Origin of the sequence: Enterobacter sp. ku-bf2 (genome assembly GCF_001742765.1) — a bacterium.
GTDB lineage: Bacteria > Pseudomonadota > Gammaproteobacteria > Enterobacterales > Enterobacteriaceae > Enterobacter > Enterobacter quasiroggenkampii.
Genome location: NZ_MDVW01000006.1, coordinates 74,690 through 99,818 on the forward strand (window position 1 = coordinate 74,690; position 25,129 = coordinate 99,818).

Sequence of the window (25,129 nt, forward strand, 5' to 3'; positions counted from 1 at the left end):
ACCCGATGCAATTGCGTAAATTACTTCTGCCAGGACTGCTTTCTGTTACGTTATTGAGTGGTTGTTCACTGTTCAGTGGCGAAGAAGACGTTGTGAAAATGTCCCCACTGCCGACGGTTGAAAACCAGTTTACCCCATCCACCGCGTGGGATGTCTCCGTGGGCAATGGGATTGGTGATTTCTATTCCAACCTTCATCCAGCGTATGCAGACAGCGTTGTCTATGCGGCTGACCGCAAAGGTACCGTGAAAGCGGTGAACGCGGATGACGGAAAAGAAGTGTGGTCCGTTAACCTGGCGGAAAAAGACGGCTGGTTCTCCCGTAAGCCGGCACTGCTGTCTGGCGGCCTGACCGTTGCCGGTGGTCACGTCTACGTGGGCAGCGAAAAAGCGCAGGTTTATGCCCTGAACAGCAGCGACGGCTCCATTGCCTGGCAAACAACCGTGGCGGGTGAATCCCTGTCGCGTCCGGTGGTGAGCGATGGCCTGGTGCTGATTCATACCAGCAACGGCCAGCTGCAGGCGCTGAACGAAGCGGACGGCCTGGTGAAATGGACCGTTAACCTGGATATGCCTGCGCTCTCTCTGCGCGGCGAATCTGCCCCGGCTACCGCATTTGGTGCTGCCATTGTGGGCGGTGACAACGGTCGCGTGAGCGCCGTGCTGATGCAGCAGGGCCAGATGATCTGGCAGCAGCGTATCTCTCAGGCCACAGGCTCAACGGAAATTGACCGTCTGAGCGACGTGGACACAACACCGGTTATCGTTAACGGTGTGGTTTACGCGCTGGCCTACAACGGCAACCTGACCGCGCTGGATCTGCGCAGCGGCCAGATCATGTGGAAACGTGAGCTGGGCTCGGTAAATGATTTCATCGTTGAGGGTAACCGCATCTATATGGTTGACCAGAACGACCGTCTGCTGGCCCTGAGTACCGAAGGCGGCGTGACGCTGTGGACGCAAAGCGACCTGCTGCACCGTCTGCTGACTGCGCCAGCGCTGTACAACGGTAGCCTGGTTGTGGGCGACAGCGAAGGGTATATGCACTGGATCGATCCGGATAACGGCCGCTTTGTTGCGCAGCAAAAAGTCGACAGCTCCGGTTTCCTGACCGACCCGGTTGTGGCCGACGGCAAACTGCTGATTCAGGCAAAAGACGGCACGCTGTACGCGATCACGCGTTAATTACCCGGCGGTTGTAGTATACTAAACGGCTCCTGTTCACTCAGGAGCCGTTTTGACATTTTTAAAAACGCCGCGAAAGCGACGTTATTTTGAATTTTATGAGGCTTCAAACATGGTACCTGTGGTCGCGCTTGTCGGGCGCCCTAACGTTGGAAAATCCACTCTTTTTAACCGTTTAACACGCACCCGTGATGCGCTGGTTGCGGATTTCCCGGGGCTGACGCGTGACCGTAAGTACGGTCGTGCAGAGGTGGAAGGACGCGAGTTCATCTGTATTGATACCGGTGGTATTGACGGTACAGAAGACGGCGTGGAAACACGCATGGCGGAACAGTCGCTGCTGGCGATTGAAGAAGCGGACGTGGTGCTGTTCATGGTGGATGCACGCGCTGGCCTGATGCCGGCGGACTCCGCTATCGCTAAACACCTGCGTTCACGCGAAAAACCAACCTTCCTGGTGGCGAACAAAACCGACGGCATCGATGCCGATCAGGCCATCGCGGATTTCTGGTCTCTGGGCCTGGGTGAAATCTACCCTATCGCGGCATCGCATGGCCGTGGCGTTACCAGCCTGCTGGAAACCGTTCTGCTGCCGTGGGTTGACGAAGTGAACCCGCCGGAAGAGGTGGACGAAGACGCTGAATACTGGGCGCAGTTTGAAGACGGAGAAGAGGGCGAAGAAGAAGAGCCTGAGGACGACTTCAACCCGCAGGATCTGCCGATCAAGCTGGCTATCGTGGGCCGTCCAAACGTAGGTAAGTCTACACTTACTAACCGTATTCTGGGTGAAGAGCGCGTGGTCGTTTACGACATGCCGGGCACGACCCGCGACAGTATCTACATCCCGATGCAGCGCGATGAGCGTGAGTATGTCCTCATCGACACCGCCGGGGTGCGTAAGCGCGGGAAAATCACCGATGTGGTGGAAAAATTCTCCGTTATCAAAACCCTGCAGGCGATCGAAGATGCCAACGTCGTGCTGCTGGTTATCGACGCACGCGAAGGTATCTCCGATCAGGACCTCTCTCTGCTCGGCTTTATCCTGAATAGTGGGCGCTCACTGGTTATCGTGGTCAACAAGTGGGATGGCCTGAGCAACGAGGTTCGTGAGCAAGTGAAAGAGACCCTCGACTTCCGTCTGGGCTTTATCGACTTTGCCCGCGTGCACTTCATCTCTGCGCTGCACGGCAGCGGCGTGGGTAACCTGTTCGAATCCGTGCGCGAAGCTTACGACAGTTCCACCCGTCGTCAGAGCACCGCCATGCTGACCCGTATCATGAATATGGCTGCTGAAGACCATCAGCCGCCGCTGGTGCGCGGTCGTCGCGTGAAGCTGAAATACGCCCACGCCGGTGGTTATAACCCACCAATCGTGGTGATTCACGGCAACCAGGTGAAAGACCTGCCGGATTCCTACAAGCGCTACCTGATGAACTACTTCCGTAAATCGCTGGACGTAATGGGTACGCCTATCCGTATCCAGTTCAAGGAAGGGGAAAACCCGTTCGCCAACAAGCGCAACACCCTGACGCCAAACCAGATGCGTAAGCGTAAGCGCCTGATTAAGCACATTAAGAAAAGCAAATAAGCTTTCATCGTAAATTGCTAGCTATCATAAGCATCCTAAAGCCCGAATATTTCGGGCTTTTTTGTTTTCAGGGGCTATCATAAGAGTGCAGGAAAGTGCATCCTTTAGGTGTACACAGAGGTGTACCCAGCATGCAGTTATGTCGTTTTGGGTACACCTTTACGCTTTTGGGTACACATTTTTGATGTACCAGTAGATTGCTAGGTATACGTGCATGCCAAAACTTACCGATATGCAGATCCGAGCGTGGATCAAGAGTGGCGAACGATTCGAGGGTAGGTCCGATGGCGAAGGACTTTATCTCCGCTTTCGCAAAGAAGACAAAACTCCATTCTGGCGTTTTCGATACAAACTTGCCGGCAAGCCTCGGACCTTAATGATTGGTTCTTATTCTGTTATCTCGCTTGCTAAAGCAAGGGAGATTGCTAAGGAACTTGCAGCCCGTGTTGCTCTTGGGCATGACGTGGCTGCAGAGAAGCAACAACGCAAGGCTGAAGCGATAGCGAAAATTGAAGCTGAAAAGAACGCTATCCACGTTTCTGAACTTGCAGCTGAGTATTACTCTCGTCAGATCGAGCCTACGTACAAGCATCCAGAGCTTTTCCTCGCTAGCCTGCAAAAGAATATTGTGGCCTTAATTGGAAAAATGAAGGTCGAAGAAGTTCGCCCACGCCACGTTGATAGTGTTCTTCAAGACGTTCTTAAGCGTGGGTCGCCCACAGTCGCTAATGACGTTCTCCGTATGCTCAAACGCCTGTTTGACTTCGCGGTCGTTCGAGGCATGATTGATGTTAATCCTGCTATATCATTCGGCTCAAAAGATGCTGGGGGAAAGGAGAAGGGAAGAAAGCGGGCATTGAGTCGTGATGAGTTAAAAATGTTCTTTAAAGCGCTGCGTAGTGGGCAAGGAATCAGCAGGGAAAATGAGCTAGTTTTTAAACTTATTTTGGCGCTGGGTGTGCGCAAAATGGAGTTATGTGCTGCTGAATGGACTGAGTTCGATCTTGAGAAGGGCGTCTGGCATCTTCCCGGCTCAAGAGCAAAGAATGGCGATGACATTGATATACCATTGGCGCAGCCGGTGATCGAGTGGATAAAAGAAATAAGACTTTTTGCTGGAAACAGCCGTTGGTTTATACCCGGCAGGAGAGCTAGTAGCAGAACTCACATTAGCCGAGCAACTCTCAATATGGTCATGCCGTCTGTGTTGAGGGAAATGCATGGAATCGAGCCGTTCAGTATTCATGACTTGCGCCGTACTATGCGCACTCAAATGGCGGCGTTAGGCATTGATCCTTTGATAGCCGAGCGTTGCTTAAACCATAAAATCCCCGGCGTTGAAGGTATCTATAACCGGCACCAGTACTTCGAAGAGAGAAAAGCTGCATTATCGTGTTGGGCCGAATTAATGGTGACGTTGGAAAGAGGGGATAACTGAGGAGTTATGACATCTAAAGTGAAAGGGAGTAAAGCATGAAAGACATCTTGAGGAAATCACCAATTGAGAGGTTATGTGCTTCTGTATCCATCACGCCACAGGAAATGGCATTGGCACTCGCCGGTTTGAATCCACTAATGCGTCTCAGTGATGTACCCCCTGAGCACTCTGACTATGTTGATCTTACTCGCAAATCAATTGCGAGGGCGCTAAAAGTTCACAGGGATAAAAAAATAACTACAGATGAAGCTTGTAACGCCTTAGACATTTTTTTAGCTGCTTTCCCGTTCGTTGAAGAAAGTACACCCGAAGTAATCGCTCAAAAAGTTAAAGAAGCTATTGATGATTTGCGCGGCACTAAAGGATGGGAGGAGAAGGCTCGTAATTTAGGTGGGCTGCAGCTTATAAATTACATAAAAGAAACAAACAGAAGTGGACGTGGCCAACACCGTAAACAAGATGAACAGGAAGGAACGATGAAGATGATGGGGGTTCTCATTCATCTCTTAGTTAAAAAGTCCGGGGCATCCTCATATGTTAACTCGGGAAAGCCCAATATAAGTGCAATTTATAGTGACGTATTGGAATTGTTAGAATCTGAAGGTTTATCAACGAAAGGCATAAGCCGAGCGGCATTTGCAGCAAAGGCAAAACAGGCGCTATTAGCGATGTATGCTGCAGAATAGAGTTTAGTTAGAGTGCCCGTTGCGTACTTGCACGAAGACAAAATGGGCATCTTATCGGTTTTCATTACTCAATATTTATCCGCCTTACTAAGCTGTTCCGCAACAAAAAAACTCATTCATTTCCTGATCTCCCCCCTCGATATCCACTTTCCCCTTTTATGTCATGGTTAGCCCGCTGTATTACTTAGCGCACTTGTACGCAGTTTCGCGCAGTTTTGTGCGGTTTTATGATGTTGTGGGCTATTGAATATTGTTGGATGTCGTTGAGTGATGTTGAGTGATACGACGTTATGCATTGGTAGGTTAAGTCTTATCATATAACCTCACTGCAAGTCATAGCTGGGCATTAACGGCCAATAACAGTCATTAACAGCCAATGTAACCCATTGAGTTACATGTGATGAGCATACATACCAAATGATACCTAGAGATACCTAGACCTACAAAAAGATGTAAAGCGTTGATAACTCATCATGTTCGTATGACTTGTAATGTCCTGTTTTATAACAGTGATCAAATTTTCGGCGGCCACCTCATTTTTCAAAAGATATTCATTATTTCAAAAGAAACCTAATTTCTTTCAAAAGAATCTATTTATGCTGGAAATGCTGCGTAAGGAATCATTAAACTTCATCTAACCTTACCAGCTATCACAGGAGCATAAAAATGTTGGAAAAACAGGAAGTTTACTCAGCTATTCCTACTGAAGGTTACATCCGTCGTTTCCGTATGCCTGCGTTGCTTGGGGTATCCATGCCCACAATTGATCGTTGGGTCAAAAATGGAATCTTGCCACGTCCCGTCAAGTTGAGTGATAACGTGACTGCTTTTGATGCGCTAGAGATTAATCGCTGGCTAGAAGAGCGGCGCAAAGCTAACTAAGTCAGATCTTCACTTCTGTAAATTAGATTCGAGGAAAAGTATGAAATCAAATAATGGCCTTAATGGTCAGGGCTTCCCTCACCCTGAAAACTGTAGTGATGATATTTCCGTTATCAATTTTGAGGGGCTAAAAGTTCGCATTGTTAAGCTCAATGGTGAACCGTGGTTCGTTGCAAAGGATGTTTGCGCGGCGCTGGAATTATCCAATTCGCGTATGGCGTTGCAGGCTCTGGATGATGACGAGAGAAATACCGTAACTTTAACTTACGGTATTCGTGGAAACCCAAATCATAGTGCTGTCTCTGAATCTGGTTTCTACAAACTGATCGCCCGTAGCCGCAAAGCTACTACGGCAGGCACATTCGCCCATCGTTTCAGTAATTGGGTATTTCGCGAGGTGATTCCCTCAATCCGCAAAACTGGCTCTTATGGCGTGCCGTTCGTGTTCCTGAACGATTTTAGCCGGCGTATGGCAGCCTATCAGCAGGAGGCCAGTAAACGCGGTTATAAGTTGCAGCAATGTAAGGGTGCTAAAGAGGCTCTTGTGCGCGAGGAGATTCAACTGTGGCGTAAGTATCAGCCTGAGCTGTTAGGTGAAGATGTTCACGAGCCGTTCACTGAGGTTCGCCCAGCTACGGATGGAAACAACAATCGGGTTCATGAATAACTTGCGTGCTCTTGCGATGTAGAGCACTCAAAATAAGTTTGTCGCGACAGCTCACTAAACAATTCAAAAAGGTTAATGCCATGAAGAACAATTATGCTCATCTGGGGCAGGGCTTCGCTCGCACCGAAAGCAGCCAATTAATTATTCCCCGTAGCAAGGGCGAGGATCTCTCCGTCGCCCCCTGCGATAATCAATTTTTGTTTAGTAATTTTTCGCAACTTTGCTTCAGCACGTCTTTTTCGTTACTTCCGCAAGCGCTCTCACTGCTGAGGCATGATTTGAGTGCGAATACTGCTATTAATAAGACGAGAAGACCAAGCAGGATTTTTTTCATTATTTACTCTTTAGGGGCAATTCCACGCTGTTGGAGTTCTTTGCGAACGATCCTCTTCAGCCACGCGGCTAGCGACTCATCACCATCCTGCTGTTGCGCCCGTTCCATCATTTCTCGCAGTTCTGGATCCAGCCGAAATTGGAATGGAGGATTACCACGTCTCTCGTTTTTGTGTGTTGACACGTTAATTACACCCGATGTAATGTGTTTATGTGTGATGACACATTACACACAGAAGTTAAAAAAAACAACGCCCCGAAGTGCGGGAACACTTTCAGGGCGTCTGACCACAACGTTAGAGGGACTAACATTATGGCTTGCACTAAGTCTACCCAAACACGCCCTGAATTTACATGGCGTTTTCTCACCCTGGGTGAATTCACAAATCAGATCGTTAACGTTACTGCTTCCACCGAGCGCGAAGCACGCGAAAAAACGCCTGCAGGATGTGTCTGTATTCTGGCGTGTCGTTTTCGTCTTGAGGAGGTACAGCATGTTTAACCTCCAAACCCTGACAGCAAAAGCACGCGAGCTGCGTGGTAACGTGGTAAAAGCCACTACCACGAAAGGCACCCGCACCATGACCCCCGTTTACGAACGGGAAGAGCAGCGCAAACTGCGTGAACGCATCCAGCAGACTCAGCCGGACTGGGTTTTACTCTGGTGGGATATTGCGACCGTTACCGGCTGGCGTACCAGCGACGTGTGCAACTTCCGTTACTCCTGCATCAACTGGGAAACCGGCATTGGCACAATCATCGTAGCGAAGCAGACCAAAGCAGCGGAAGCCAGAGCGACCCGGAAGGGGATCGAGATTGTTCGCCAGCAGCGCAAGGACGCTGCCCGGCTTGCTGGCGATCACATTGGGTACATGCACTGGGATAGCGTGAGCTGCGACGAACTGGCCGCCGGCATGACGGAAGAAGAACAGGCGATCGTGTTTGAGCTGGTGGCAAAGGCTGAAGTGAAGCACGACACCAAACAGCTGCCGCCGGGCATCATCAAACGACTGCGCGAACGCATGGAGCGCAATCTTATCGGTGACGACCTGGTATTTTCCCGCAGCCAGATTGAAAGTAACCGTTGCCAGTCTCTGGAAGGTAGCGTGAGCCGCCAGACAATCTGGAAGAAACTGCACAACGTAATGCTGTGGTTTACGCGCGTCGTAAACACGCGTCTGCGCCTGAGCGCCTATTCCAGCCGCAAAATTGCCGCCTTTAATCTCATGTCCGCCGGCGGCGAACAGGGCTTGCTGGTCGCCTCTGAAATGCTCGGGCACAGTAACCCGGCAATCACCCGAACTTACCTCCAGTTAGGCAGTAAGGCCTCCGCCATTCAATCCCGTCTGGCCATGGAGGTATCTGTATGAAAATGGTTATCCAATTTTGCCGTCTCGGCGCGTTCGCCGGTCACGTAACTGAGCCATTAAATAGCGCGCGATATTGTTTTGCCAGCCAGTCATTAAGGGACGGGGAGGCGAAATTATGACTCCTGTTTACGATCTGGTTCGCCGGGCCGACGGCAAAAACGTTTTCAGTTTCCCGGCCGGCGGCCGCTATCTCGTGGACACTTCAAACGGTCTTCAGTCGATGCGCCCCCTTATGGACGATGAGATCATTTTTACGGTGGAGAGTGCTGCGCGCTTTCTGAGGAAAATTGGTTATCAGGTAATCCCGCCAGCGGCGTGAGGTAAAAAATATGACGATTAAAAATTCCGGCTTAGCTGCTGGTGGCCGCGCTCACCCTGAAATCAGGCCGGGCGATAAATGGAAGGACAGTCGTGGCAACCTGGTAATTATCGAAAGTTACCGATTCGACAGAGTGACATATTGCCGCGAGGGGTACAGCTCACCGTGTTTTTGCACGCCAGAAAGACTGGTGCGGGAATTTGAATTTGTATCTTCCGCGCCGGTCGCCGGCGAAAAAGATATCGATCGAATTATGCGGGTGCAGGGCATCGAACGAATTCGGGTTATGCGGGAAATCATCAGGGAGCGAGGGAACAGAAAATGAAGAATGCACCAAACCTTAAAAAGCAGCCGGCGGATCTCATGGAGGAGTCAATTATCTTTGCCGGCGCTGATGCCTGGACGTTCGCCAAAGCATGGCAGGAAATGAACCCGATTGGCGACACGGTGCCGCCGGTCGTGCTGGATAAAAAGCAGCTGGCAGAGCTGGAGAATATCCGGATTGTGGATGATGGCCGGCTCTATGCCCGGGTTTGCCGTGGCGGGCATCTGACCGAACGGCAGATAACCATTCTCGCTACAAAGCTGGCGGTGGCCGGCGTGGAACGCGCGCAATTCTACTCTGAAGGTTATCAGCTTCTGGAGGACTGGACGCCACAGCTGCCGCGCCTCAAAGCCGATGCGGAAGCCGGCAAAAGCATGGTGATCGGCAAACCGCTGACGGATGTAAACCTTCGCGACCTTGCTGATAACGAAAAGGCGCTCATACTGGCCGCGCGTTACACCGGCATTGCAATCAACGAAAACAGCGAAGGCGTGTACGTCTACCGCGCCGGCATCTGGGAGAAAACGTCACTGCTCGAACTGAGCCGCGAAATGGTGGCTATCTACAACGAGAACAAAACCAACTTCAGCAAGCGCGCGATCAACAACGTTATCGACGCCCTGAAAATCGTTATTCCGGTAATGGGGGAGCCGCGGCGCAGTCTGATCCCCTTTGCTAATGGCGTCTACGATATGGAAACCGGCGTTTTCTCCGAACACAGCCAGGATAACTGGCTGACCAACCACAACGGCGTGACCTACACGCCGGCGGTGCCGGGCGAAAACCTCCGCGACCACGCGCCGAACTTCCATAAGTGGCTAAGTTACACATCAGATAGAGACGCAATTAAGATGCAGCGTATCGCTGCGGCGCTCTTTATGGTGCTGGCGAACCGGTACGACTGGCAGTTGTTCCTCGAGATAACCGGGGAGGGCGGCAGCGGGAAAAGCGTCTTTACCCATATCGCCACGATGCTGGCCGGCGCGCATAACACCGCCAGCGGGAATATGGCGGCGCTCGACAGCGCGCGTGGGCGGGCGCAGTTCGTCGGGAAAAGCATGATAACGCTTCCTGATCAGCCCAAATATTCAGGAGAGGGCACCGGGATAAAAGCGATAACCGGCGGGGATGCCGTGGAGATAGATCCGAAACACGAACACCAGTACACCGCCGTTCTGCGGGCGGTGGTTGTGGCCACGAACAACACGCCGATGATTTTCACCGAACGTGCCGGCGGCGTTTCCCGGCGCCGCGTAATTTTCCAGTTTAACCGGCGCGTCAACGAAGAGGATAAGGATCCCGACCTGGCAGAAAAGATATCCGCTGAAATTCCGGTGGTTGTTCGTCGGCTGCTGGCAACCTTTTCGGACCCAGAAAAAGCGCGGGCGCTGCTGCTGGAGCAACGGAACAGCGAAGAAGCACTGGAGGTGAAGCAGAAAACGGATCCCCTGTACGCCTTCTGTGCGCATCTGGAGCGCCTGGCTGATTGCGTGGGAATGCTGGTGGGCAACCGTAACCCGCCTCATCGCCCCCGCATTTACCTCTATCACGCTTATCTGACGTTTCTTGAGGCTAACGGTTTCGAGAAGCCGCTGACGCTGAATAAATTCTCTGAGGGAATGGAAAGCGCCATGCGGGAGTTTAATCACGAGTACCGCAAGGAGAGAAAGACCCGCGGCGTGGTGACGAACGTCGAACTTTCAGAGAGTGCGGAGGACTGGCTGCCGCAGGCGCACCCGTTAGCTGAGGAAAAAAGATGAATGTTTAGCTAAATATGGCGAAAGGTGTTCATAGTGTTCATTGATTGATTAAAGTTCAATAAAATCAATAAGATTAACTATGAACACCTTTGTGTAAGGTATTCATAGGGTATTCATAGTGTTCATAGGTCACTTTGACTATGTGCTCATAAAGTAAACAGAAATATGAACACCATGAACACTTTTAACCCCTGTATGTAGACCGGTGTTCATAGGTTAATTTATTGTTTTTTATGTAATTTATCGCCCTTATGAACACCATGTATACCTTGAGGGCAAATTCTTTAAAACGCATCCACTCTTTTCACGTTGTGGACCCCTGCTATTTCATTAACATCGTTTCATAAATCGCAATTTATTATTTGGTTTTTGCGATTAATGAAACTTTAACGATCGCTTTAACAGGGGGCATCATGAGCAAGGTTAACGTTAAGCCCGTTTTGCTGAACGGGGAGCAGATTCAGGCTCTGAAAACCATCCAGGAGAGGGAGCGCCAGAAGTCGGGCATGGGGATCGCGCCGTCAATCCATGCTGTTGCACGCAAGGTATTTGATGCGGGGCTATCAAAAATGGAGGCTGGCCAGTGAGCTACTCAATCAAAATAGGGAAACACAGTATCGAGCTGGCAGGTTATGCCGGTAAGGTTGTTGCGCCAAATACTCAGATGGCCGCTTTATTCCGTGGTATGGCGGGCGAACTCACCAGCCTGAGGACAACGGCGCAGCAGGCCGAAGCTGAGGCGGATTTGCTGGACGTTATCCGCAACGATCCGGATCTGAACGAACAGGCAAAAAACCGCAGGGCAGGTGAAGCCCGGAACCCGGACACGCTCAAAGACTTTACACGCCGGGTGGCAGCCGTAAGCGATCAGGCCGCAAACATTCTCGATTACCTGAAGAACAAGCTCGCTCCGGTTAATCCCCTGGCAACTGATGATATTCAGGGATTCATGCGTGACAGTGAAATGCGCCAGGCATTCGCCCGACTGGATCGCCGCAGCCAGGAAAAAATGTTGCTGTCGATGCACAGTGGAAAGCATCAGGAGCTGGCTGACGCTTTACTAAGGGCGCACGCAGTGTGTTCTGGACTCGATACGGAACAGCTAAAACGTCTCGGCTTCTCCCGTATCGCATCGGAGAACGGGCAGGTGATTAGCGCGGTTGCCGAGCTGGTCGATGCGGTAAGGAAAGACGTCGCACAAATTACAGCTGTCCGAACCTGGTATAACAATCTCGTTTACGGGAAGAACGACGATCCATCAGAAGTTCTGCCCCGCATGACCGGCCTTGATCAGTTAAGCGAACATGTCAGCGCGATGCTCAAAGGCAGCCAGCGGCAGACACATTCAGAAGAGAAGCAGGCCGCCTGAGGGCGGCTTTTTTCTGCCCGGAGGAATACACCAGAATGCTGTTAAGTAAATCAGCCTACGCCAGGCATATGGGCGTCAGCCGGCAAACTGTTTACGGCTGGATAGCCCGCGGTGAAATTGTAATTTCAGGCGATAAAGTGGATGTCGAAGCATCGCAGGCTAAAAAAAATTCTGCTGGTGCTGGCGAACACCAGACTGAAATGACGTGGGCACAGGCCGCCGTGTGGGTATGGGGGCATGACGGCGGGAAAGAGCTGCCGGCTGATATTAATGCTGGCCAGCGAATAGAGGTAGCAGCCGCTGAGCTGGGTTTTGATGTTCAGCACGAGCCCGATGAACAATTGCTGATTCTCTTCCGGCCGGATGAAGAAACCCACAGCTTCTATGGCAAAGACCGTGCAGCAGGCGCTTTACGGTTTCTTCGTTCTGAGCTGGCTTACGTTGCCACAATGCATCCCGATACGCTGGATGACTGGAACAAAACTGGTTTAATGTCACTCTGCCTGCTGGACGGCGAAAAACTGTAAACCCCCCAGCCCCTCAAACTTGACACTTTTCGCGAGAAACTGGGAAAAGTGTCAACCCAACCTAACGGATCCTGACGCCTACGAACAGCAGCTACAGCAGAAGTGTAAAGGGCTGGCGTTGAGATTTGTTGAGCCTTGGCTGTTAACTTTTGTTAATCCTGATGCGAAGCAGGGCAGGTGTCAGCCTGTTATGGTTTGTTATGCCTCACCAAAAAAGTGTCAGCCGCTGCCGCTTCAGAAAACTTCAGGTACACGAACTCGTGAAGGGGAGGTGTTAAACACTCCCCCTTTGCACCCATCCTCGAGCCTCTTTCAGATCGCTGTTCTGGTTTGCCCGGACGCTGGCGTTCAGCTTGAGTTGTCAAAAGTTGTCACCCACCGGCACTGCCAGTGGGGATTTTTGGCAGAACGCGCTCTAAGTTACAGTTGCTTCATCCAGTAAATTATGGACTAACTATGGTTTGCAAAAATAACTCTAAATTTGTATATAATTTCATCAAATTATCCCATCCAGACAATACACCAATAATGGTCGCTATTGTCACAACGAATGTTAATACAAACATCCATTTTTGAAGTTTATACATGACATAAATATTTTGAGTTGAAAGATAATTGGTTAGCCCAGCATCAATTGTATTTGCTGCATCTTTTATGCTTTTTAAACGTGATTTCGCTTTGCTAATTATCTCTGAATGGAAATTTATAACACTGTTTTTTCGTATACTAGTTAACTGTCCTATTTCTGATATAGTACTAGAAATAAAAAACCTTGAATTAATAAGTTCTTGCTCAAATCTTGATAGTATCACAAGGGTTCTTTTAATTTCTTGAATGTTTTCCTGCGTTCTTTTCGTTAGTTTTGTTCGTTTATATAGATTTTCAAAACCAAGACTTCTTAATTTCTTTATACGTTCAGCATATTTACTAATGGTGTTTAAAATGGTTGCAGAAACGGCAACTGCTCCAATTTTATAAGTGAATAGATCTCTTCCGTTGTCTTGTGATTCTAAATCGAATCTGGTTAAAATATGAGATAGAGTATACTTTTGCTTGCTTTCTTCAGGCATTGTAAGGAAAAACTTATCACCTTCTAATGAATTGAAAATATTGAGGTTTATTCCGTAATTTCCGAGCCATGACTTATTCTCATCCAGCCATTTCTGACGATTTGTATCCAGTGTAGGCATACCTTCTACTTCATAGATGTCTATGAACGAGATTGAATATTTGTTATTCAATTTCCATTTAAACCCTTTTCTGATCCAATTTAGTATTTCATCTCTGAGAATATCTTTTCGTTCATTTATCTGAGTCAGTGAAACCTCATACGAACTTCCCATTGTATATCCATTAGGTATTTTTTTAAGCGGTATGAATTTTTTGAATACAACTGGCCCGAGGTGTAGTTTGCTTTGAATTAAAGCCAAGTCTTTGGATAACAAATCATTCAGATGAAATTCAAAAATGATACATGCTAGAGAAGGTAATATTCTATGAAAGTTTATTGATGCGCTGTTTACGGAATCCGGTAAATTTTTATCTATTGTTACATCCGGAACGTAATATCCTTTTTCCTTTGCAATAAAACCTAGGTTATGCCAACTGCTGGCATGTAAACTATCGGCTGATTTTTTTAGAGAATCTGAAAAGCGTTGGATTCTATTATTTTTTGGAAAATAGTACTTTAACCCTTTAAGTATGCTTTTAAAGTCTTCATGCTCAAAGATTAATGTCACATTCATAGTCTTCAATTGAATACCTGAGTTTTCAGGTGATTTACTGGCCTCCTGTGCACTTAAAGCCCATTCTTGTTGCTGCTCTCTTATCTCCTGCAAATCGGAAATCAGTCCTTTCCTGAATCTTGGAAGCCCTTCAGCCACATTTAGTATAGCTGTGGAAACCTTGAGTCTGAGATCATTCATTTATTGACATCTCCGTTTGCCTAATCAATTGAATCTTTCTTTGTTATGGATCTAAAAAACTTTTTTGATAGTAATTTTCAATCGCAACGCTTTGTTTTCTTCTAAATCGCTGAATCCATCCTAGATGGAAAATTTCATTTGTAAGTTTTATGACATTCTGAGGGAAATTTTGCCTGTAAAAAAGATAAGAATCTTAGAATTATAAAAGTTTTCTGTGTACCCAAGGGTGTACACAATTTCTATATTTTTTTGTCTTTTATCATTAAAATCAATTGGTTTTGGCTTACATTTATCTTCACATTAAGAAAAGCAAATAAGCTTTGCTGCTCTCACGAAAGCCCGCGATGATCGCGGGCTTTTTTTTGCCCAATCATACCGCCGGTTTTCCCTGTGTGAAGTCAATCACTATTCACTTTTAACCATGTTTAAATCTAAGAAAGTAGACAATCGTCGAATTTTCATCTTAAAGTCCAGGGTCCGGTACTAGACAAAACTAGCGCCTGGTTATCAAATGGTTAACTAACCTTTCGCCGCATGTAAAAAATCGACCAGATACGTAACTGGCCGGCGTACCTGCTGGTGTTTACAAGCACGACGACATACCTTTCGGGAGAATTATGCAATCCACTGTTAATCAAAAAGAGAGCCGAACGTTCTTCGGCCACCCGTATCCGCTCGGTTCGCTGTTCTTCACCGAGATGTGGGAGCGTTTCTCGTTTTACGGCATTCGTCCGTTACTGATCCTGTTTATGGCCGCCACCGTCTATGACGGTGGGATGGGCCTGGCGCGTGAAAACGCCTCGGCGATTGTCGGTATCTTTGCCGGTACCATGTACCTGGCCGCGCTGCCGGGCGGCTGGCTGGCGGATAACTGGCTCGGTCAGCAGAGAGCCGTCTGGTACGGTTCGATCCTGATTGCGCTCGGTCACCTGTCGATTGCGCTCTCGGCAGTGATGGGCAACAACCTGTTCTTTATCGGACTGATGTTCATCGTGCTCGGCTCCGGGCTGTTCAAGACCTGTATTTCAGTCATGGTCGGTACCCTGTATAAAAAAGGCGACGCGCGTCGCGACGGCGGTTTCTCGCTGTTCTATATGGGTATCAACATGGGCTCGTTCATCGCGCCGCTGATTTCCGGCTGGCTGATTAAAACCCACGGCTGGCACTGGGGCTTTGGTATTGGCGGTATCGGGATGCTGGTGGCGCTGATTATCTTCCGCGTGTTTGCCGTTCCGGCCATGAAACGCTATGACGGCGAAGTCGGCCTCGACTCCACCTGGAACAGCCCGGTGGTGAAGCGTAACGGCGTGGGCGTTTGGCTGCTGGCGCTGGCGGCAGGCGTGGCAACGCTCGTGACGCTGATTGCGCAGGGCGTGATTGTGATTAACCCGGTCGCGGTAGCCAGCGTGCTGGTCTACGTGATTGCGGCATCCGTTGCCCTCTACTTTATCTATCTGTTTGTCTTTGCTGGCCTGAACCGTAAAGAGCGCGCCAGACTGCTGGTCTGCTTTATTCTGCTGATCTCCGCGGCGTTCTTCTGGTCCGCGTTTGAACAGAAGCCAACCTCGTTCAACCTGTTTGCCAACGACTACACTAACCGCATGATCGGCGATTTCGAAATCCCGGCGGTGTGGTTCCAGTCAATCAACGCCCTGTTCATCATCCTGCTGGCACCGGTGTTCAGCTGGGCGTGGCCGAAGCTGGCGAGCATGAACATTCGTCCGAGCAGCATCACCAAGTTTGTTATCGGTATTCTGTGTGCCGCAGCGGGCTTTGGCCTGATGATGCTGGCGGCACAGAACGTGCTGAGCAGCGGTGGGGCGGGCGTATCGCCGTTCTGGCTGGTGGGCAGTATCCTGATGCTGACGCTCGGCGAATTGTGTCTGAGCCCGATTGGCCTGGCGACCATGACGTTGCTGGCGCCGGAGAGAATGCGCGGTCAGATGATGGGGCTGTGGTTCTGTGCCAGCGCGCTGGGTAACCTGGCGGCGGGTCTGATTGGCGGCCATGTGAAGGCCGACCAGCTGGATATGCTACCGGATCTCTTTGCGCGCTGCTCTGTCGCGCTGCTGATTTGTGCCGCGGTACTGATCGTCCTCATTGTTCCGGTACGCCGCATGCTGGAAAATGCGCAGACTAAACCGGCAGCTAACGCCTCATAAACCTCGGGCTTGCCGGGGCGGCGTTATGCCCCGGCAATTTACTCAACGAGGTAAGAACATGCTGTTAGGGTTTGTTGGTCTTGGCGCAGTCGTTGAAACAGCTTACCTGCCCGCAATACGAAAATGCTTTGATAATCCCCCGCACTTTTTAGGCTTTGATATCCAGCCCGTAAAACAGCCGGAGGGGGTAACGCGTTGTGCCACACTGGCTGAACTCCTCTCCCAGCCGCTTGATACCCTGTTTATTACCACGGCGTCGCTCCACCATCTTGAGGTGCTTGAACACGCTCTCGCCTCATCGGTTTCCCGCATCGTGGTTGAAAAACCGATCGTCGCCACGCTTGCCCAAATCGAACAGCTCAACGCGCTGCTGGCAAACCCCGACATTGCACCCCGCGTGCTGGCGCTCGATCACTGGATGGCGCGCCTCGAAACGGTGAAGCGGTCGCTGGTGGGCACTGTCTCTGACATCGTCAAAATCGACGGCTTTTTGCAGGAGCCGAGCGGAGTTAACGCTGCAGGGGAGCCCATCGCGCTTAACTTTGCTACCGGCGAACCGGACACCCGCACGCTTCGCCACCCGGACGGTGTGATTCTGGATATCGGCACGCATGTGCTGGCGATGCTGCGCGAAACGGTGCGTTATCTGGGCGGGAATGATGAGATGACGTTGCAGGTGGTGACGGCTAAAGACCGCCTGGGCCGCGCTATCGCAAAAGGCGACCTGACCACAGCGGAGGGCGAGGCGCATCTGCAGGGCCGCATCAGCGGCGTGCCGGTGGATATCTGGCTTAATAAATATGCGGGACCCGCTGGCGGGCAAAAAGGCTTACGGATCTGGTTGCGCGACGGGCGCATCATTAGCTACGACCGGCGCGGTGCGGAGGATGTGCTGGAGCTGATTGAGGGTGAGAACATTCAGCGCTGGCATATCCCCGGGACAATCTACGAGCACTGTCTTACCGGACACATTCTGGGCACGAACAGCCTGTTTGAACGGGATCCGCACGAGGTGAGCCGCACGACGCGCCGCCGAATCGAGGAAGTGACGCTGCTGCTGACCTTGCAGCAACAGCTGCGTGGCCCGCACTGAACGCAACGTGGTAAAATTATTGCAGACCAGAATGCTTTAAGGAGTCACCATGACGATTACCTGCCCGAATTGCCAGGCACCGCTTGAGCCCCTGAACGGGGTGGCACACTGCGAGAGCTGTAATAAGGATATTGCGCTTGAAGCCCGCTGCCCGGAGTGCCATCAGCCACTCCAGGTCTTAAAAGCCTGCGGGGCGGTGGATTATTTCTGCCAGAACGGCCACGGTCTTATCTCTAAAAAACGCGTGGAGTTTGTTCGGGCCGAAGGTTAATCGCACACGCAGCCTTCGCCTTTCTTCCACAGCTCGACCAGCGACTCGGGCGCTTCCTGCTCCGGTACCAGCACGATGATATCGGCGTAGTGCGCCTGATTTTGCCCGGTCCAGATAATCTGGATGCGGAAATAGCGCTGGTCGCCGCTGCCGGGGGACGAGGCCTGTCCCGGCGGCTGACCGCGCGGAAAGGCCTGCTCCAGGATGCTTACCAGGCGCTGGCGCTGAGCCTCATTGAGCGAGGAGAGCGCGATGGTGCGCTGGCCGCTCAGCTTGGGAATATAGGCGACGCCGCCTTCCCGGGCCAGCTCAACCACGGCGTCATCCGTCAGTTCCGGAACCTGCATTTACAACACTCCCACCTGTTCCCAGGCTTGTTTAATGGCCGCCCCAACGTCGCCGCCGGAGCGTTTCTCTCCGTGCGCGATCGTCAGTTTTGCGAAGGCCTCAAAATCTGCATCCTGCGCCAGATTGCGATCGCAAACCGTGTCGTACCAGGCATAACCCGCTTTTTCCCAGGCGTAGCCGCCGATCGCCGTCGCGGCCAGATAAAATGCCCGGTTGGGGATGCCGGAATTCAGATGAACGCCGCCGTTATCCTCGCGCGTTTTGATGAAATCTTTCATGTGCGCGGGCTGCGGGTCTTTGCCGAGCAGCGGATCGTTGTAGGCGGTGCCCGGTTCAGACATCGAGCGCAGCCCTTTGCCGTTGATGCCTTTCGCCAGTAATCCCTCACCAATCAGCCAGTCCGCTTTATCGGCGGTTTGCTTCAGATGGTACTGCTTCACCAGTGAGCCAAACACGTCCGACAGCGACTCGTTCAGCGCGCCGGATTGCTCAAAATAGATAAGCCCGGCTTCGGTCTCGGTCACGCCGTGGCTCAGCTCATGCGCCACGACGTCTATGGCGATGGTAAAGCGGTTAAATATTTCCCCGTCGCCGTCGCCAAATACCATCTGCTGACCGTTCCAGAAGGCGTTCTGATATTCCCGGCCATAGTGAACGGTACCGGTTAAAATAAGCCCTTTGTTATCGAGCGAATCGCGCTGATATTCCTTCCAGAAGAAATCATGGGTAATACCCAAATACTCGTAGGCTTCGTCTACCGCCACATCGCCGTTCGACGGCTGACCTTCATAACGCACCTGCGTACCCGGTAGCTCCTGAGTTTGCTTCGCATCGTAGATGTCCCGCTCCAGTTGTCCGGCTTTATTTACGTGCGGCGCGGCAGGTTTGCCCGGCATATGGGCCATCAGCGTCTGGACGTGGGTTAAGGTCTGGCGGGCACAGCGCTGCTGCGGTTCGGAACCGCTTTCGATAATACGACGAAGAATATACGGGGGAATCACGCTATAAAGATGGGACATGCTGCTCTCCTTATTAAAAAAGGGAATAGCAGCAGTATAGTAAGTAACCGGCGAAGAATTATCCGGTTTTACGCTGACGCGTCTTTTTCACCGGTTTAATTGATTTCACTTCGCTTTCTACCCAGCCGTCTGACAGACGCGTCGTCAGCACATCGCCGGTATTCACCTGTTTGGTTTGCTTCAGCACCTTGCCGTCCGTCGCCGTCGTCACGCTATAGCCGCGCGCCAGCGTGGAGAGGGGGCTGACCGCTTCAAGGTGGGTCACCGCATTGCCAAAGCGTTCGCGGGTGGTGCTCAGTCGCGCGCGGAGAGTTTCCGCCAGACGGTACTCCAGCTGTTGAATCCGCGTTTGCGCGCGATAAATTTTCGGCTGCGGGTTCTGCTGGTTCAGACGCTGCGTCATGCGCTGCTGGCGCGACACCGCGCGCTTGATCTGCGTGTCCATCGCCACGTTCATGCGCTGGCGCAGACGCTCCAGCACGGTTTGCTGACGCGCCAGACGCAGCTGCGGATGTTGCTGCTGGAGACGGTGATGAAGCTGGGTAAAGCGCCGGGTCCGGTTGGCGAGGTAGTAGTCCATCGCCATCTCAAGACGTTGCTGGCCGCTCTGGATCTGACGCAGCAGCTCCAGCTGGTTGCGGCTGACCACCTCTGCCGCCGCGGACGGCGTCGGCGCGCGGAGATCCGCGACAAAATCGGCGATCGTCACGTCCGTTTCGTGGCCGACGGCGCTCACCACGGGGATCTGACTTGCAAAGATTGCCCGCGCCACGCGCTCGTCGTTAAAGCTCCACAGATCTTCCAGCGAGCCGCCGCCGCGTCCGACGATTAAGACGTCGCACTCCTGACGCGCGTTCGCCAGCGCTATGGCGCGCACAATTTGGCCCGGCGCATCGTCACCCTGAACAGCGGTCGGGTAGATGATGACGGGCAGGGAAGGGTCGCGACGCTTCAGAACGTGTAAAATATCGTGCAGTGCTGCACCGGTTTTCGAGGTGATGACACCCACGCAGTGGGCAGGCGAGGGCAGCGGCTTTTTGAACTGCTGGTCGAAAAGTCCCTCTTCCGAGAGCTTCGCCTTTAACTGTTCGTACTTTTGCTGCAGCAGGCCTTCGCCCGCAGGCTGCATGCTCTCGACGATAATCTGATAATCACCGCGCGGCTCATACAGGGTGATATTGGCGCGCACCAGAACCTGCTGGCCGTGCTGAGGACGGAACGTCACGCGGCGGTTGCTGTTGCGGAACATCGCGCAGCGCACCTGGGCGGTATCGTCTTTTAGCGTAAAGTACCAGTGGCCGGAGGAGGGCTGCGTGAAGTTAGAGATTTCACCGCTGATCCAGACCTGCCCCATTTCCTGCTCAAGCAGCAAGCGCACCGTCTGATTCAGGCGGCTGACGGTATAAATTGAGGGGGATTGAGAGGATAACATGTGAGCGGGATCAAATTCTAAATCAGCAAGTTATTCAGTCGATAGTAACCTGCTGAGAGGCAATCGCAAGCTTTTTTATAAAAAAGTGTAGATGCAATCGGTTACGCTCTGTATAATGCCACGGCAATATTTAACCACCCAGGTCAGAGATATTGCCCATGCTACGTATCGCTAAAGAAGCACTGACGTTTGACGACGTCCTCCTCGTTCCCGCTCACTCCACTGTTCTGCCGAATACTGCCGATCTCAGCACGCAGTTGACGAAAACCATTCGCCTGAACATTCCTATGCTCTCTGCGGCAATGGACACCGTGACTGAAGCGCGCCTGGCTATTGCCCTGGCACAGGAAGGTGGCATTGGCTTTATTCACAAAAACATGTCTATCGAACGTCAGGCGGAAGAAGTTCGCCGCGTGAAGAAACATGAATCCGGTATCGTGTCCGACCCACAGACCGTTCTGCCAACTACCACCCTGCACGAAGTGAAGGCCCTGACCGAGCGTAACGGCTTCGCCGGTTACCCGGTGGTGACCGAAGAGAACGAGCTGGTTGGTATTATTACCGGTCGTGACGTGCGTTTCGTGACTGACCTGAACCAGCCTGTCAGTGTGTACATGACGCCAAAAGAGCGTCTGGTCACCGTTCGCGAAGGTGAAACCCGCGACGTGGTGCTGGCAAAAATGCACGAAAAACGCGTTGAAAAAGCGCTGGTTGTTGACAGCAACTTCCACCTGCGCGGCATGATCACCGTTAAAGATTTCCAGAAAGCAGAACGCAAACCGAACGCCTGTAAAGACGAGCATGGCCGTCTGCGCGTTGGCGCTGCGGTAGGCGCAGGTGCTGGTAACGAAGAGCGCGTTGACGCGCTGGTTGCTGCGGGCGTTGACGTCCTGCTGATTGACTCCTCTCACGGCCACTCCGAAGGCGTGCTGCAGCGTATTCGTGACACCCGTGCCAAATACCCTGACCTGCAGATCATCGGCGGTAACGTGGCCACTGGCGCAGGCGCTCGCGCGTTGGCTGACGCTGGCTGCAGCGCGGTCAAAGTGGGTATCGGTCCTGGCTCTATCTGTACCACGCGTATCGTGACCGGCGTGGGCGTTCCGCAGATCACCGCGGTGTCTGACGCGGTTGAAGCCCTGGAAGGGACCGGTATTCCGGTTATCGCTGACGGCGGTATCCGCTTCTCTGGCGACATCGCAAAAGCCATCGCCGCTGGCGCCGCTGCCGTGATGGTTGGCTCCATGCTGGCCGGTACCGAAGAATCCCCGGGTGAAATCGAACTCTACCAGGGCCGTTCTTACAAATCCTACCGCGGCATGGGCTCCCTGGGCGCGATGTCCAAAGGTTCCTCTGACCGTTACTTCCAGACCGATAACGCTGCTGACAAACTGGTGCCGGAAGGTATCGAAGGTCGCGTTGCCTATAAAGGCCGTCTGAAAGAGATCATCCACCAGCAGATGGGCGGCCTGCGCTCCTGTATGGGTCTGACCGGCTGTGGTACCATTGATCTGCTGCGTACTAAAGCGGAATTCGTACGCATCAGCGGTGCGGGTATCCAGGAGAGCCACGTTCACGACGTGACGATCACTAAAGAGTCCCCGAACTACCGTCTGGGCTCCTGATAAGTTTCCGCGCCCGGCTCCTGCCGGGCGCTCTGTTTTTGTTTCACTTGCCTCGGAATTAGCGTCAATGACGGAAAACATTCATAAACATCGCATTCTCATCCTGGACTTCGGTTCGCAGTACACTCAGCTGGTGGCGCGTCGCGTACGTGAACTGGGCGTTTACTGTGAACTGTGGGCGTGGGATGTCACGGAAGCACAGATTCGCGAATTCAATCCAAGCGGCATCATCCTGTCCGGCGGCCCGGAAAGCACCACCGAAGAGAACAGTCCGCGCGCGCCGCAGTACGTGTTCGAAGCTGGCGTGCCGGTATTCGGCGTTTGCTACGGTATGCAGACCATGGCCATGCAGCTGGGCGGCCACGTAGAAGGCTCCAGCGAGCGCGAGTTCGGCTATGCGCAGGTTGAAGTGGTTAACGACAGCGCCCTGGTGCGTGGTATCGAAGACTCCCTGACCGCAGACGGCAAACCGCTGCTGGACGTGTGGATGAGCCACGGCGACAAAGTCACCGCTATCCCGTCTGACTTCGTGACCGTTGCCAGCACAGAGAGCTGCCCGTTTGCCATCATGGCGAACGAAGAAAAACGCTTCTACGGCGTGCAGTTCCACCCGGAAGTAACCCACACCCGTCAGGGTATGCGCATGCTGGAGCGCTTCGTGCGCGACATCTGCCAGTGTGAAGCCCTGTGGACCCCGGCAAAAATCATCGACGACGCCGTTGAGCGTATCCGCCAGCAGGTTGGCGATGACAAAGTGATCCTCGGCCTCTCCGGCGGCGTGGACTCCTCCGTGACCGCGATGCTGCTGCACCGCGCTATCGGCAAAAACCTGACATGCGTCTTCGTGGACAACGGCCTGCTGCGCCTGAACGAAGCCCAGCAGGTTATGGACATGTTCGGCGACCACTTCGGTCTGAACATCGTTCACGTGGAAGGCGAGCAGCGCTTCCTGGACGCGCTGAAAGGCGAGAACGATCCGGAAGCAAAACGTAAGATCATCGGTCGCGTGTTCGTGGAAGTGTTCGACGAAGAAGCGCTGAAGCTGGACGACGTGAAGTGGCTGGCGCAGGGCACCATCTACCCTGATGTGATCGAGTCTGCGGCCTCCGCCACCGGTAAAGCGCACGTTATCAAATCTCACCACAACGTGGGCGGCCTGCCGAAAGAGATGAAGATGGGGCTGGTTGAGCCGCTGCGCGAGCTGTTCAAAGACGAAGTGCGTAAGATCGGTCTGGAACTGGGTCTGCCGTACGACATGCTCTACCGTCACCCGTTCCCGGGTCCGGGTCTGGGCGTGCGCGTGCTGGGCGAAGTGAAGAAAGAGTACTGCGACCTGCTGCGTCGTGCGGACGCGATCTTCATCGAAGAGCTGCACAAAGCTGACCTGTACAACAAGGTAAGCCAGGCGTTCACCGTGTTCCTGCCGGTTCGCTCCGTCGGTGTGATGGGCGATGGCCGTAAGTACGACTGGGTAGTTTCCCTGCGTGCGGTGGAAACCATCGACTTCATGACCGCGCACTGGGCGCACCTGCCGTATGACTTCTTAGGCCGCGTGTCTAACCGCATCATCAACGAAGTGAACGGTATTTCCCGCGTGGTGTATGACATCAGCGGTAAGCCACCGGCTACGATTGAGTGGGAATGATTTCCCAACCGGATACGTCTGGTACTAACAGGTTCTAAATTATCTCTAAGCCCGCGGATTGCGGGCTTTTTTTTGGGCCATGGCTGGCAACATCATGTCAGGTGAGTGCCAGGAGCGGGCGCAACGTAAGGCTATCCATTCAATCCTTATTCGATGCGTTCCACATTTGGATGACGATCGGTTGCGGCTTCATGGAAAATGTCACCCAGCCAACCGGCAATCTCGCCTTCAGTCATATCGTCAGGAATAGCGATGTCATAGAGTCGAGAAAACTTTCTCTCCGTCAGGTCAGCACGAAATACCAGCCACCGATCATGCTTACGTTGAACGCCAATATGCCGTCCAAAAACGTTATATATCAGCATATGCAATCTCCGATCATGCTAGTGAATTCCTGTATCTATGATACATGTCAGATCAGGCCAGAGCGTAAATCGTACAAATATGAAAGGCCAGCGTTCGCATCTCGCTTACAGTGGACATCATGCTTCTGTATCTGCTCTGTCTGCTCTGTGCCTGCAGCAGACGCTGCAGTATATTCCACTTTCGGCTCGAATCGGACTGAGGTAACGTAGCAGAAATATTTATCCGGACTCAACCAAGATGCCTTCCATCGAAACGTTTATCACTTTTCTTCTCGCGCTGACGCTTCTGGAGATTTCTCCGGGGCCAGACATGATGCTAACTATCGCCAGAGGCGTCGGTCAGGGAAGACGTATTGCACTGTTTACGGTACTGGGTAATGTATTTGTAGCGGGTTTTGTGCAAGTTTCTTTTCTTGTCCTGGGGCTGGTAGCCGTTGTTCATGCCTGGCCGGTTGCACTAGATCTGTTAAGGTGGGCTGGTGCGGCTTATCTGATGTGGCTGGGCATAAAAATGATTGCGACTTCAGGCACAGATACGCGGCTGCGAAAAACGGCCAAAATTTCTGACTGGAGTGCCGTTAAGGAAGGCGCCCTGAACAGCCTGACTAACCCAAAATCCCTGCTGTTCATGTTTGCTTTTCTTCCTCAGTTTGTCGATCCTGCCGCGGGTCCTGTCTGGTTGCAATTGCTTGTTCTGGGTAGTATCCAGAAGCTGGCAGGAATTATTTCCCTGGGGTCAGTCGCGATGGCATCAGGGACATTTGGAAACTGGCTAAGTAAACACCCTGGCTTTATC

Annotated in this window: 26 protein-coding genes; 20 read left to right on the forward strand and 6 right to left on the reverse strand. The window is 52.2% G+C overall.

Annotated elements, in window-relative coordinates; genetic code table 11:
- Nucleotides 1-5 precede the first annotated feature (5 nt).
- From bamB to BFG58_RS11470, 6 genes are all read left to right on the forward strand, one after another.
- Nucleotides 6-1,184 (forward strand): outer membrane protein assembly factor BamB, encoded by a 1,179-nt coding sequence (bamB, locus tag BFG58_RS11445; protein ID WP_008502135.1) that lies wholly within the window; start codon nucleotides 6-8, stop codon nucleotides 1,182-1,184.
- A gap of 112 nt (nucleotides 1,185-1,296) precedes the next feature.
- Complete coding sequence (gene der, locus BFG58_RS11450; RefSeq protein ID WP_024908655.1) at nucleotides 1,297-2,772, forward strand: ribosome biogenesis GTPase Der; 1,476 nt, start codon at nucleotides 1,297-1,299, stop codon at nucleotides 2,770-2,772.
- A gap of 214 nt (nucleotides 2,773-2,986) precedes the next feature.
- Entirely contained in the window at nucleotides 2,987-4,210 is a 1,224-nt protein-coding gene (locus BFG58_RS11455; protein ID WP_069719838.1) for a site-specific integrase, read from the forward strand.
- Between the two features lie 35 nt (nucleotides 4,211-4,245).
- Nucleotides 4,246-4,896: a hypothetical protein gene (locus BFG58_RS11460; RefSeq protein WP_023325060.1), complete on the forward strand. Its 651-nt coding sequence runs from the start codon at nucleotides 4,246-4,248 to the stop codon at nucleotides 4,894-4,896.
- Between the two features lie 666 nt (nucleotides 4,897-5,562).
- Nucleotides 5,563-5,778: an AlpA family transcriptional regulator gene (locus BFG58_RS11465; RefSeq protein ID WP_023325059.1), complete on the forward strand. Its 216-nt coding sequence runs from the start codon at nucleotides 5,563-5,565 to the stop codon at nucleotides 5,776-5,778.
- Between the two features lie 40 nt (nucleotides 5,779-5,818).
- Nucleotides 5,819-6,445, forward strand: a complete 627-nt coding sequence (locus tag BFG58_RS11470; RefSeq protein ID WP_069719839.1) for a BRO family protein — start codon at nucleotides 5,819-5,821, stop codon at nucleotides 6,443-6,445.
- A gap of 337 nt (nucleotides 6,446-6,782) precedes the next feature.
- On the opposite strand, the gene BFG58_RS24295 is transcribed toward BFG58_RS11470, so the two are convergent.
- Nucleotides 6,783-6,962, reverse strand: a complete 180-nt coding sequence (locus BFG58_RS24295) for a hypothetical protein (protein WP_095455415.1) — start codon at nucleotides 6,960-6,962, stop codon at nucleotides 6,783-6,785.
- Nucleotides 6,963-7,091: 129 nt separating this feature from the next.
- Here BFG58_RS24295 and BFG58_RS23190 point away from each other — a divergent pair, with 129 nt between their 5' ends.
- From BFG58_RS23190 to BFG58_RS11500, 8 genes are all read left to right on the forward strand, one after another.
- The gene (locus BFG58_RS23190; protein WP_083261474.1) at nucleotides 7,092-7,280 is read left to right on the forward strand and encodes a host cell division inhibitor Icd-like protein; all 189 of its coding nucleotides are present in this window, start codon (nucleotides 7,092-7,094) and stop codon (nucleotides 7,278-7,280) included.
- Nucleotides 7,273-8,148, forward strand: coding sequence for a tyrosine-type recombinase/integrase (locus BFG58_RS11475; protein WP_069719840.1), 876 nt, complete (start codon nucleotides 7,273-7,275; stop codon nucleotides 8,146-8,148). The genes BFG58_RS23190 and BFG58_RS11475 overlap by 8 nt, the downstream gene beginning before the upstream one ends.
- A gap of 115 nt (nucleotides 8,149-8,263) precedes the next feature.
- Nucleotides 8,264-8,467 (forward strand): hypothetical protein, encoded by a 204-nt coding sequence (locus tag BFG58_RS11480; protein ID WP_020686326.1) that lies wholly within the window; start codon nucleotides 8,264-8,266, stop codon nucleotides 8,465-8,467.
- Between the two features lie 10 nt (nucleotides 8,468-8,477).
- The gene (locus tag BFG58_RS11485) at nucleotides 8,478-8,792 is read left to right on the forward strand and encodes a DUF4222 domain-containing protein (RefSeq protein WP_069719841.1); all 315 of its coding nucleotides are present in this window, start codon (nucleotides 8,478-8,480) and stop codon (nucleotides 8,790-8,792) included.
- A complete protein-coding gene (locus BFG58_RS11490) occupies nucleotides 8,789-10,552 on the forward strand; it encodes a primase-like DNA-binding domain-containing protein (RefSeq protein ID WP_069719842.1) in 1,764 nt (587 codons plus the stop codon). The genes BFG58_RS11485 and BFG58_RS11490 overlap by 4 nt, the downstream gene beginning before the upstream one ends.
- Before the next feature lie 413 nt (nucleotides 10,553-10,965).
- Nucleotides 10,966-11,139 (forward strand): hypothetical protein, encoded by a 174-nt coding sequence (locus BFG58_RS24085; RefSeq protein WP_014830800.1) that lies wholly within the window; start codon nucleotides 10,966-10,968, stop codon nucleotides 11,137-11,139.
- On the forward strand, nucleotides 11,136-11,921 hold the full coding sequence (locus BFG58_RS11495) for a hypothetical protein (RefSeq protein WP_069719843.1): 786 nt from the start codon (nucleotides 11,136-11,138) through the stop codon (nucleotides 11,919-11,921). The genes BFG58_RS24085 and BFG58_RS11495 overlap by 4 nt, the downstream gene beginning before the upstream one ends.
- Nucleotides 11,922-11,956: 35 nt before the next feature.
- The gene (locus BFG58_RS11500; protein WP_069719844.1) at nucleotides 11,957-12,448 is read left to right on the forward strand and encodes a DNA-binding protein; all 492 of its coding nucleotides are present in this window, start codon (nucleotides 11,957-11,959) and stop codon (nucleotides 12,446-12,448) included.
- 443 nt (nucleotides 12,449-12,891) lie between these two features.
- On the opposite strand, the gene BFG58_RS11505 is transcribed toward BFG58_RS11500, so the two are convergent.
- On the reverse strand, nucleotides 12,892-14,373 hold the full coding sequence (locus BFG58_RS11505; protein WP_069719845.1) for a hypothetical protein: 1,482 nt from the start codon (nucleotides 14,371-14,373) through the stop codon (nucleotides 12,892-12,894).
- Between the two features lie 617 nt (nucleotides 14,374-14,990).
- Between BFG58_RS11505 and BFG58_RS11510 the strand changes: the two genes are divergently transcribed.
- Genes BFG58_RS11510 through BFG58_RS11520 form a run of 3 tightly spaced genes read left to right on the forward strand, consistent with a single transcriptional unit; the run spans nucleotide 14,991 to nucleotide 17,899 of the window.
- Nucleotides 14,991-16,535: a peptide MFS transporter gene (locus BFG58_RS11510; RefSeq protein ID WP_069719846.1), complete on the forward strand. Its 1,545-nt coding sequence runs from the start codon at nucleotides 14,991-14,993 to the stop codon at nucleotides 16,533-16,535.
- Nucleotides 16,536-16,593: 58 nt separating this feature from the next.
- Nucleotides 16,594-17,628: a Gfo/Idh/MocA family oxidoreductase gene (locus BFG58_RS11515; RefSeq protein WP_069719847.1), complete on the forward strand. Its 1,035-nt coding sequence runs from the start codon at nucleotides 16,594-16,596 to the stop codon at nucleotides 17,626-17,628.
- 49 nt (nucleotides 17,629-17,677) lie between these two features.
- Nucleotides 17,678-17,899: a zinc ribbon domain-containing protein gene (locus BFG58_RS11520; protein ID WP_063622259.1), complete on the forward strand. Its 222-nt coding sequence runs from the start codon at nucleotides 17,678-17,680 to the stop codon at nucleotides 17,897-17,899.
- On the opposite strand, the gene BFG58_RS11525 is transcribed toward BFG58_RS11520, so the two are convergent.
- The 3 genes from BFG58_RS11525 to xseA are packed head-to-tail and all read right to left on the reverse strand — an operon-like array spanning nucleotide 17,896 to nucleotide 20,698.
- Complete coding sequence (locus BFG58_RS11525; RefSeq protein ID WP_021241848.1) at nucleotides 17,896-18,246, reverse strand: protealysin inhibitor emfourin; 351 nt, start codon at nucleotides 18,244-18,246, stop codon at nucleotides 17,896-17,898. The genes BFG58_RS11520 and BFG58_RS11525 overlap by 4 nt on opposite strands.
- Nucleotides 18,247-19,266 carry a M4 family metallopeptidase gene (locus BFG58_RS11530; protein WP_048226222.1) on the reverse strand — a complete coding sequence of 340 codons (1,020 nt, stop codon included), beginning with the start codon at nucleotides 19,264-19,266 and terminating at the stop codon, nucleotides 18,247-18,249. It abuts the gene before it with no gap.
- Between the two features lie 58 nt (nucleotides 19,267-19,324).
- Entirely contained in the window at nucleotides 19,325-20,698 is a 1,374-nt protein-coding gene (xseA, locus tag BFG58_RS11535) for an exodeoxyribonuclease VII large subunit (RefSeq protein ID WP_069719848.1), read from the reverse strand.
- A 158-nt stretch (nucleotides 20,699-20,856) separates the two neighbouring features.
- Here xseA and guaB point away from each other — a divergent pair, with 158 nt between their 5' ends.
- Nucleotides 20,857-22,323, forward strand: a complete 1,467-nt coding sequence (guaB, locus tag BFG58_RS11540; RefSeq protein WP_008502128.1) for an IMP dehydrogenase — start codon at nucleotides 20,857-20,859, stop codon at nucleotides 22,321-22,323.
- A gap of 67 nt (nucleotides 22,324-22,390) precedes the next feature.
- Nucleotides 22,391-23,968, forward strand: coding sequence for a glutamine-hydrolyzing GMP synthase (gene guaA / locus BFG58_RS11545; RefSeq protein ID WP_008502126.1), 1,578 nt, complete (start codon nucleotides 22,391-22,393; stop codon nucleotides 23,966-23,968).
- Between the two features lie 146 nt (nucleotides 23,969-24,114).
- On the opposite strand, the gene BFG58_RS11550 is transcribed toward guaA, so the two are convergent.
- On the reverse strand, nucleotides 24,115-24,333 hold the full coding sequence (locus BFG58_RS11550) for a hypothetical protein (RefSeq protein WP_032648750.1): 219 nt from the start codon (nucleotides 24,331-24,333) through the stop codon (nucleotides 24,115-24,117).
- Nucleotides 24,334-24,571: 238 nt separating this feature from the next.
- Here BFG58_RS11550 and BFG58_RS11555 point away from each other — a divergent pair.
- The coding region (locus BFG58_RS11555) for a LysE family translocator (protein WP_069719849.1) at nucleotides 24,572-25,129 on the forward strand (558 nt) is incomplete at its 3' end.

Bases quoted from the DNA above. Each gene is read 5' to 3' on its own strand.
- bamB (WP_008502135.1), top strand. From the start codon at position 6: ATGCAATTGCGTAAATTACTTCTGCCAGGACTGCTTTCTGTTACGTTA.
- der (WP_024908655.1), top strand. From the start codon at position 1,297: ATGGTACCTGTGGTCGCGCTTGTCGGGCGCCCTAACGTTGGAAAATCC.
- BFG58_RS11455 (WP_069719838.1), top strand. From the start codon at position 2,987: ATGCCAAAACTTACCGATATGCAGATCCGAGCGTGGATCAAGAGTGGC.
- BFG58_RS11460 (WP_023325060.1), top strand. From the start codon at position 4,246: ATGAAAGACATCTTGAGGAAATCACCAATTGAGAGGTTATGTGCTTCT.
- BFG58_RS11465 (WP_023325059.1), top strand. From the start codon at position 5,563: ATGTTGGAAAAACAGGAAGTTTACTCAGCTATTCCTACTGAAGGTTAC.
- BFG58_RS11470 (WP_069719839.1), top strand. From the start codon at position 5,819: ATGAAATCAAATAATGGCCTTAATGGTCAGGGCTTCCCTCACCCTGAA.
- BFG58_RS23190 (WP_083261474.1), top strand. From the start codon at position 7,092: ATGGCTTGCACTAAGTCTACCCAAACACGCCCTGAATTTACATGGCGT.
- BFG58_RS11475 (WP_069719840.1), top strand. From the start codon at position 7,273: ATGTTTAACCTCCAAACCCTGACAGCAAAAGCACGCGAGCTGCGTGGT.
- BFG58_RS11480 (WP_020686326.1), top strand. From the start codon at position 8,264: ATGACTCCTGTTTACGATCTGGTTCGCCGGGCCGACGGCAAAAACGTT.
- BFG58_RS11485 (WP_069719841.1), top strand. From the start codon at position 8,478: ATGACGATTAAAAATTCCGGCTTAGCTGCTGGTGGCCGCGCTCACCCT.
- BFG58_RS11490 (WP_069719842.1), top strand. From the start codon at position 8,789: ATGAAGAATGCACCAAACCTTAAAAAGCAGCCGGCGGATCTCATGGAG.
- BFG58_RS24085 (WP_014830800.1), top strand. From the start codon at position 10,966: ATGAGCAAGGTTAACGTTAAGCCCGTTTTGCTGAACGGGGAGCAGATT.
- BFG58_RS11500 (WP_069719844.1), top strand. From the start codon at position 11,957: ATGCTGTTAAGTAAATCAGCCTACGCCAGGCATATGGGCGTCAGCCGG.
- BFG58_RS11505 (WP_069719845.1), bottom strand. From the start codon at position 14,373: ATGAATGATCTCAGACTCAAGGTTTCCACAGCTATACTAAATGTGGCT.
- BFG58_RS11510 (WP_069719846.1), top strand. From the start codon at position 14,991: ATGCAATCCACTGTTAATCAAAAAGAGAGCCGAACGTTCTTCGGCCAC.
- BFG58_RS11515 (WP_069719847.1), top strand. From the start codon at position 16,594: ATGCTGTTAGGGTTTGTTGGTCTTGGCGCAGTCGTTGAAACAGCTTAC.
- BFG58_RS11520 (WP_063622259.1), top strand. From the start codon at position 17,678: ATGACGATTACCTGCCCGAATTGCCAGGCACCGCTTGAGCCCCTGAAC.
- BFG58_RS11525 (WP_021241848.1), bottom strand. From the start codon at position 18,246: ATGCAGGTTCCGGAACTGACGGATGACGCCGTGGTTGAGCTGGCCCGG.
- BFG58_RS11530 (WP_048226222.1), bottom strand. From the start codon at position 19,266: ATGTCCCATCTTTATAGCGTGATTCCCCCGTATATTCTTCGTCGTATT.
- xseA (WP_069719848.1), bottom strand. From the start codon at position 20,698: ATGTTATCCTCTCAATCCCCCTCAATTTATACCGTCAGCCGCCTGAAT.
- guaB (WP_008502128.1), top strand. From the start codon at position 20,857: ATGCTACGTATCGCTAAAGAAGCACTGACGTTTGACGACGTCCTCCTC.
- guaA (WP_008502126.1), top strand. From the start codon at position 22,391: ATGACGGAAAACATTCATAAACATCGCATTCTCATCCTGGACTTCGGT.
- BFG58_RS11550 (WP_032648750.1), bottom strand. From the start codon at position 24,333: ATGCTGATATATAACGTTTTTGGACGGCATATTGGCGTTCAACGTAAG.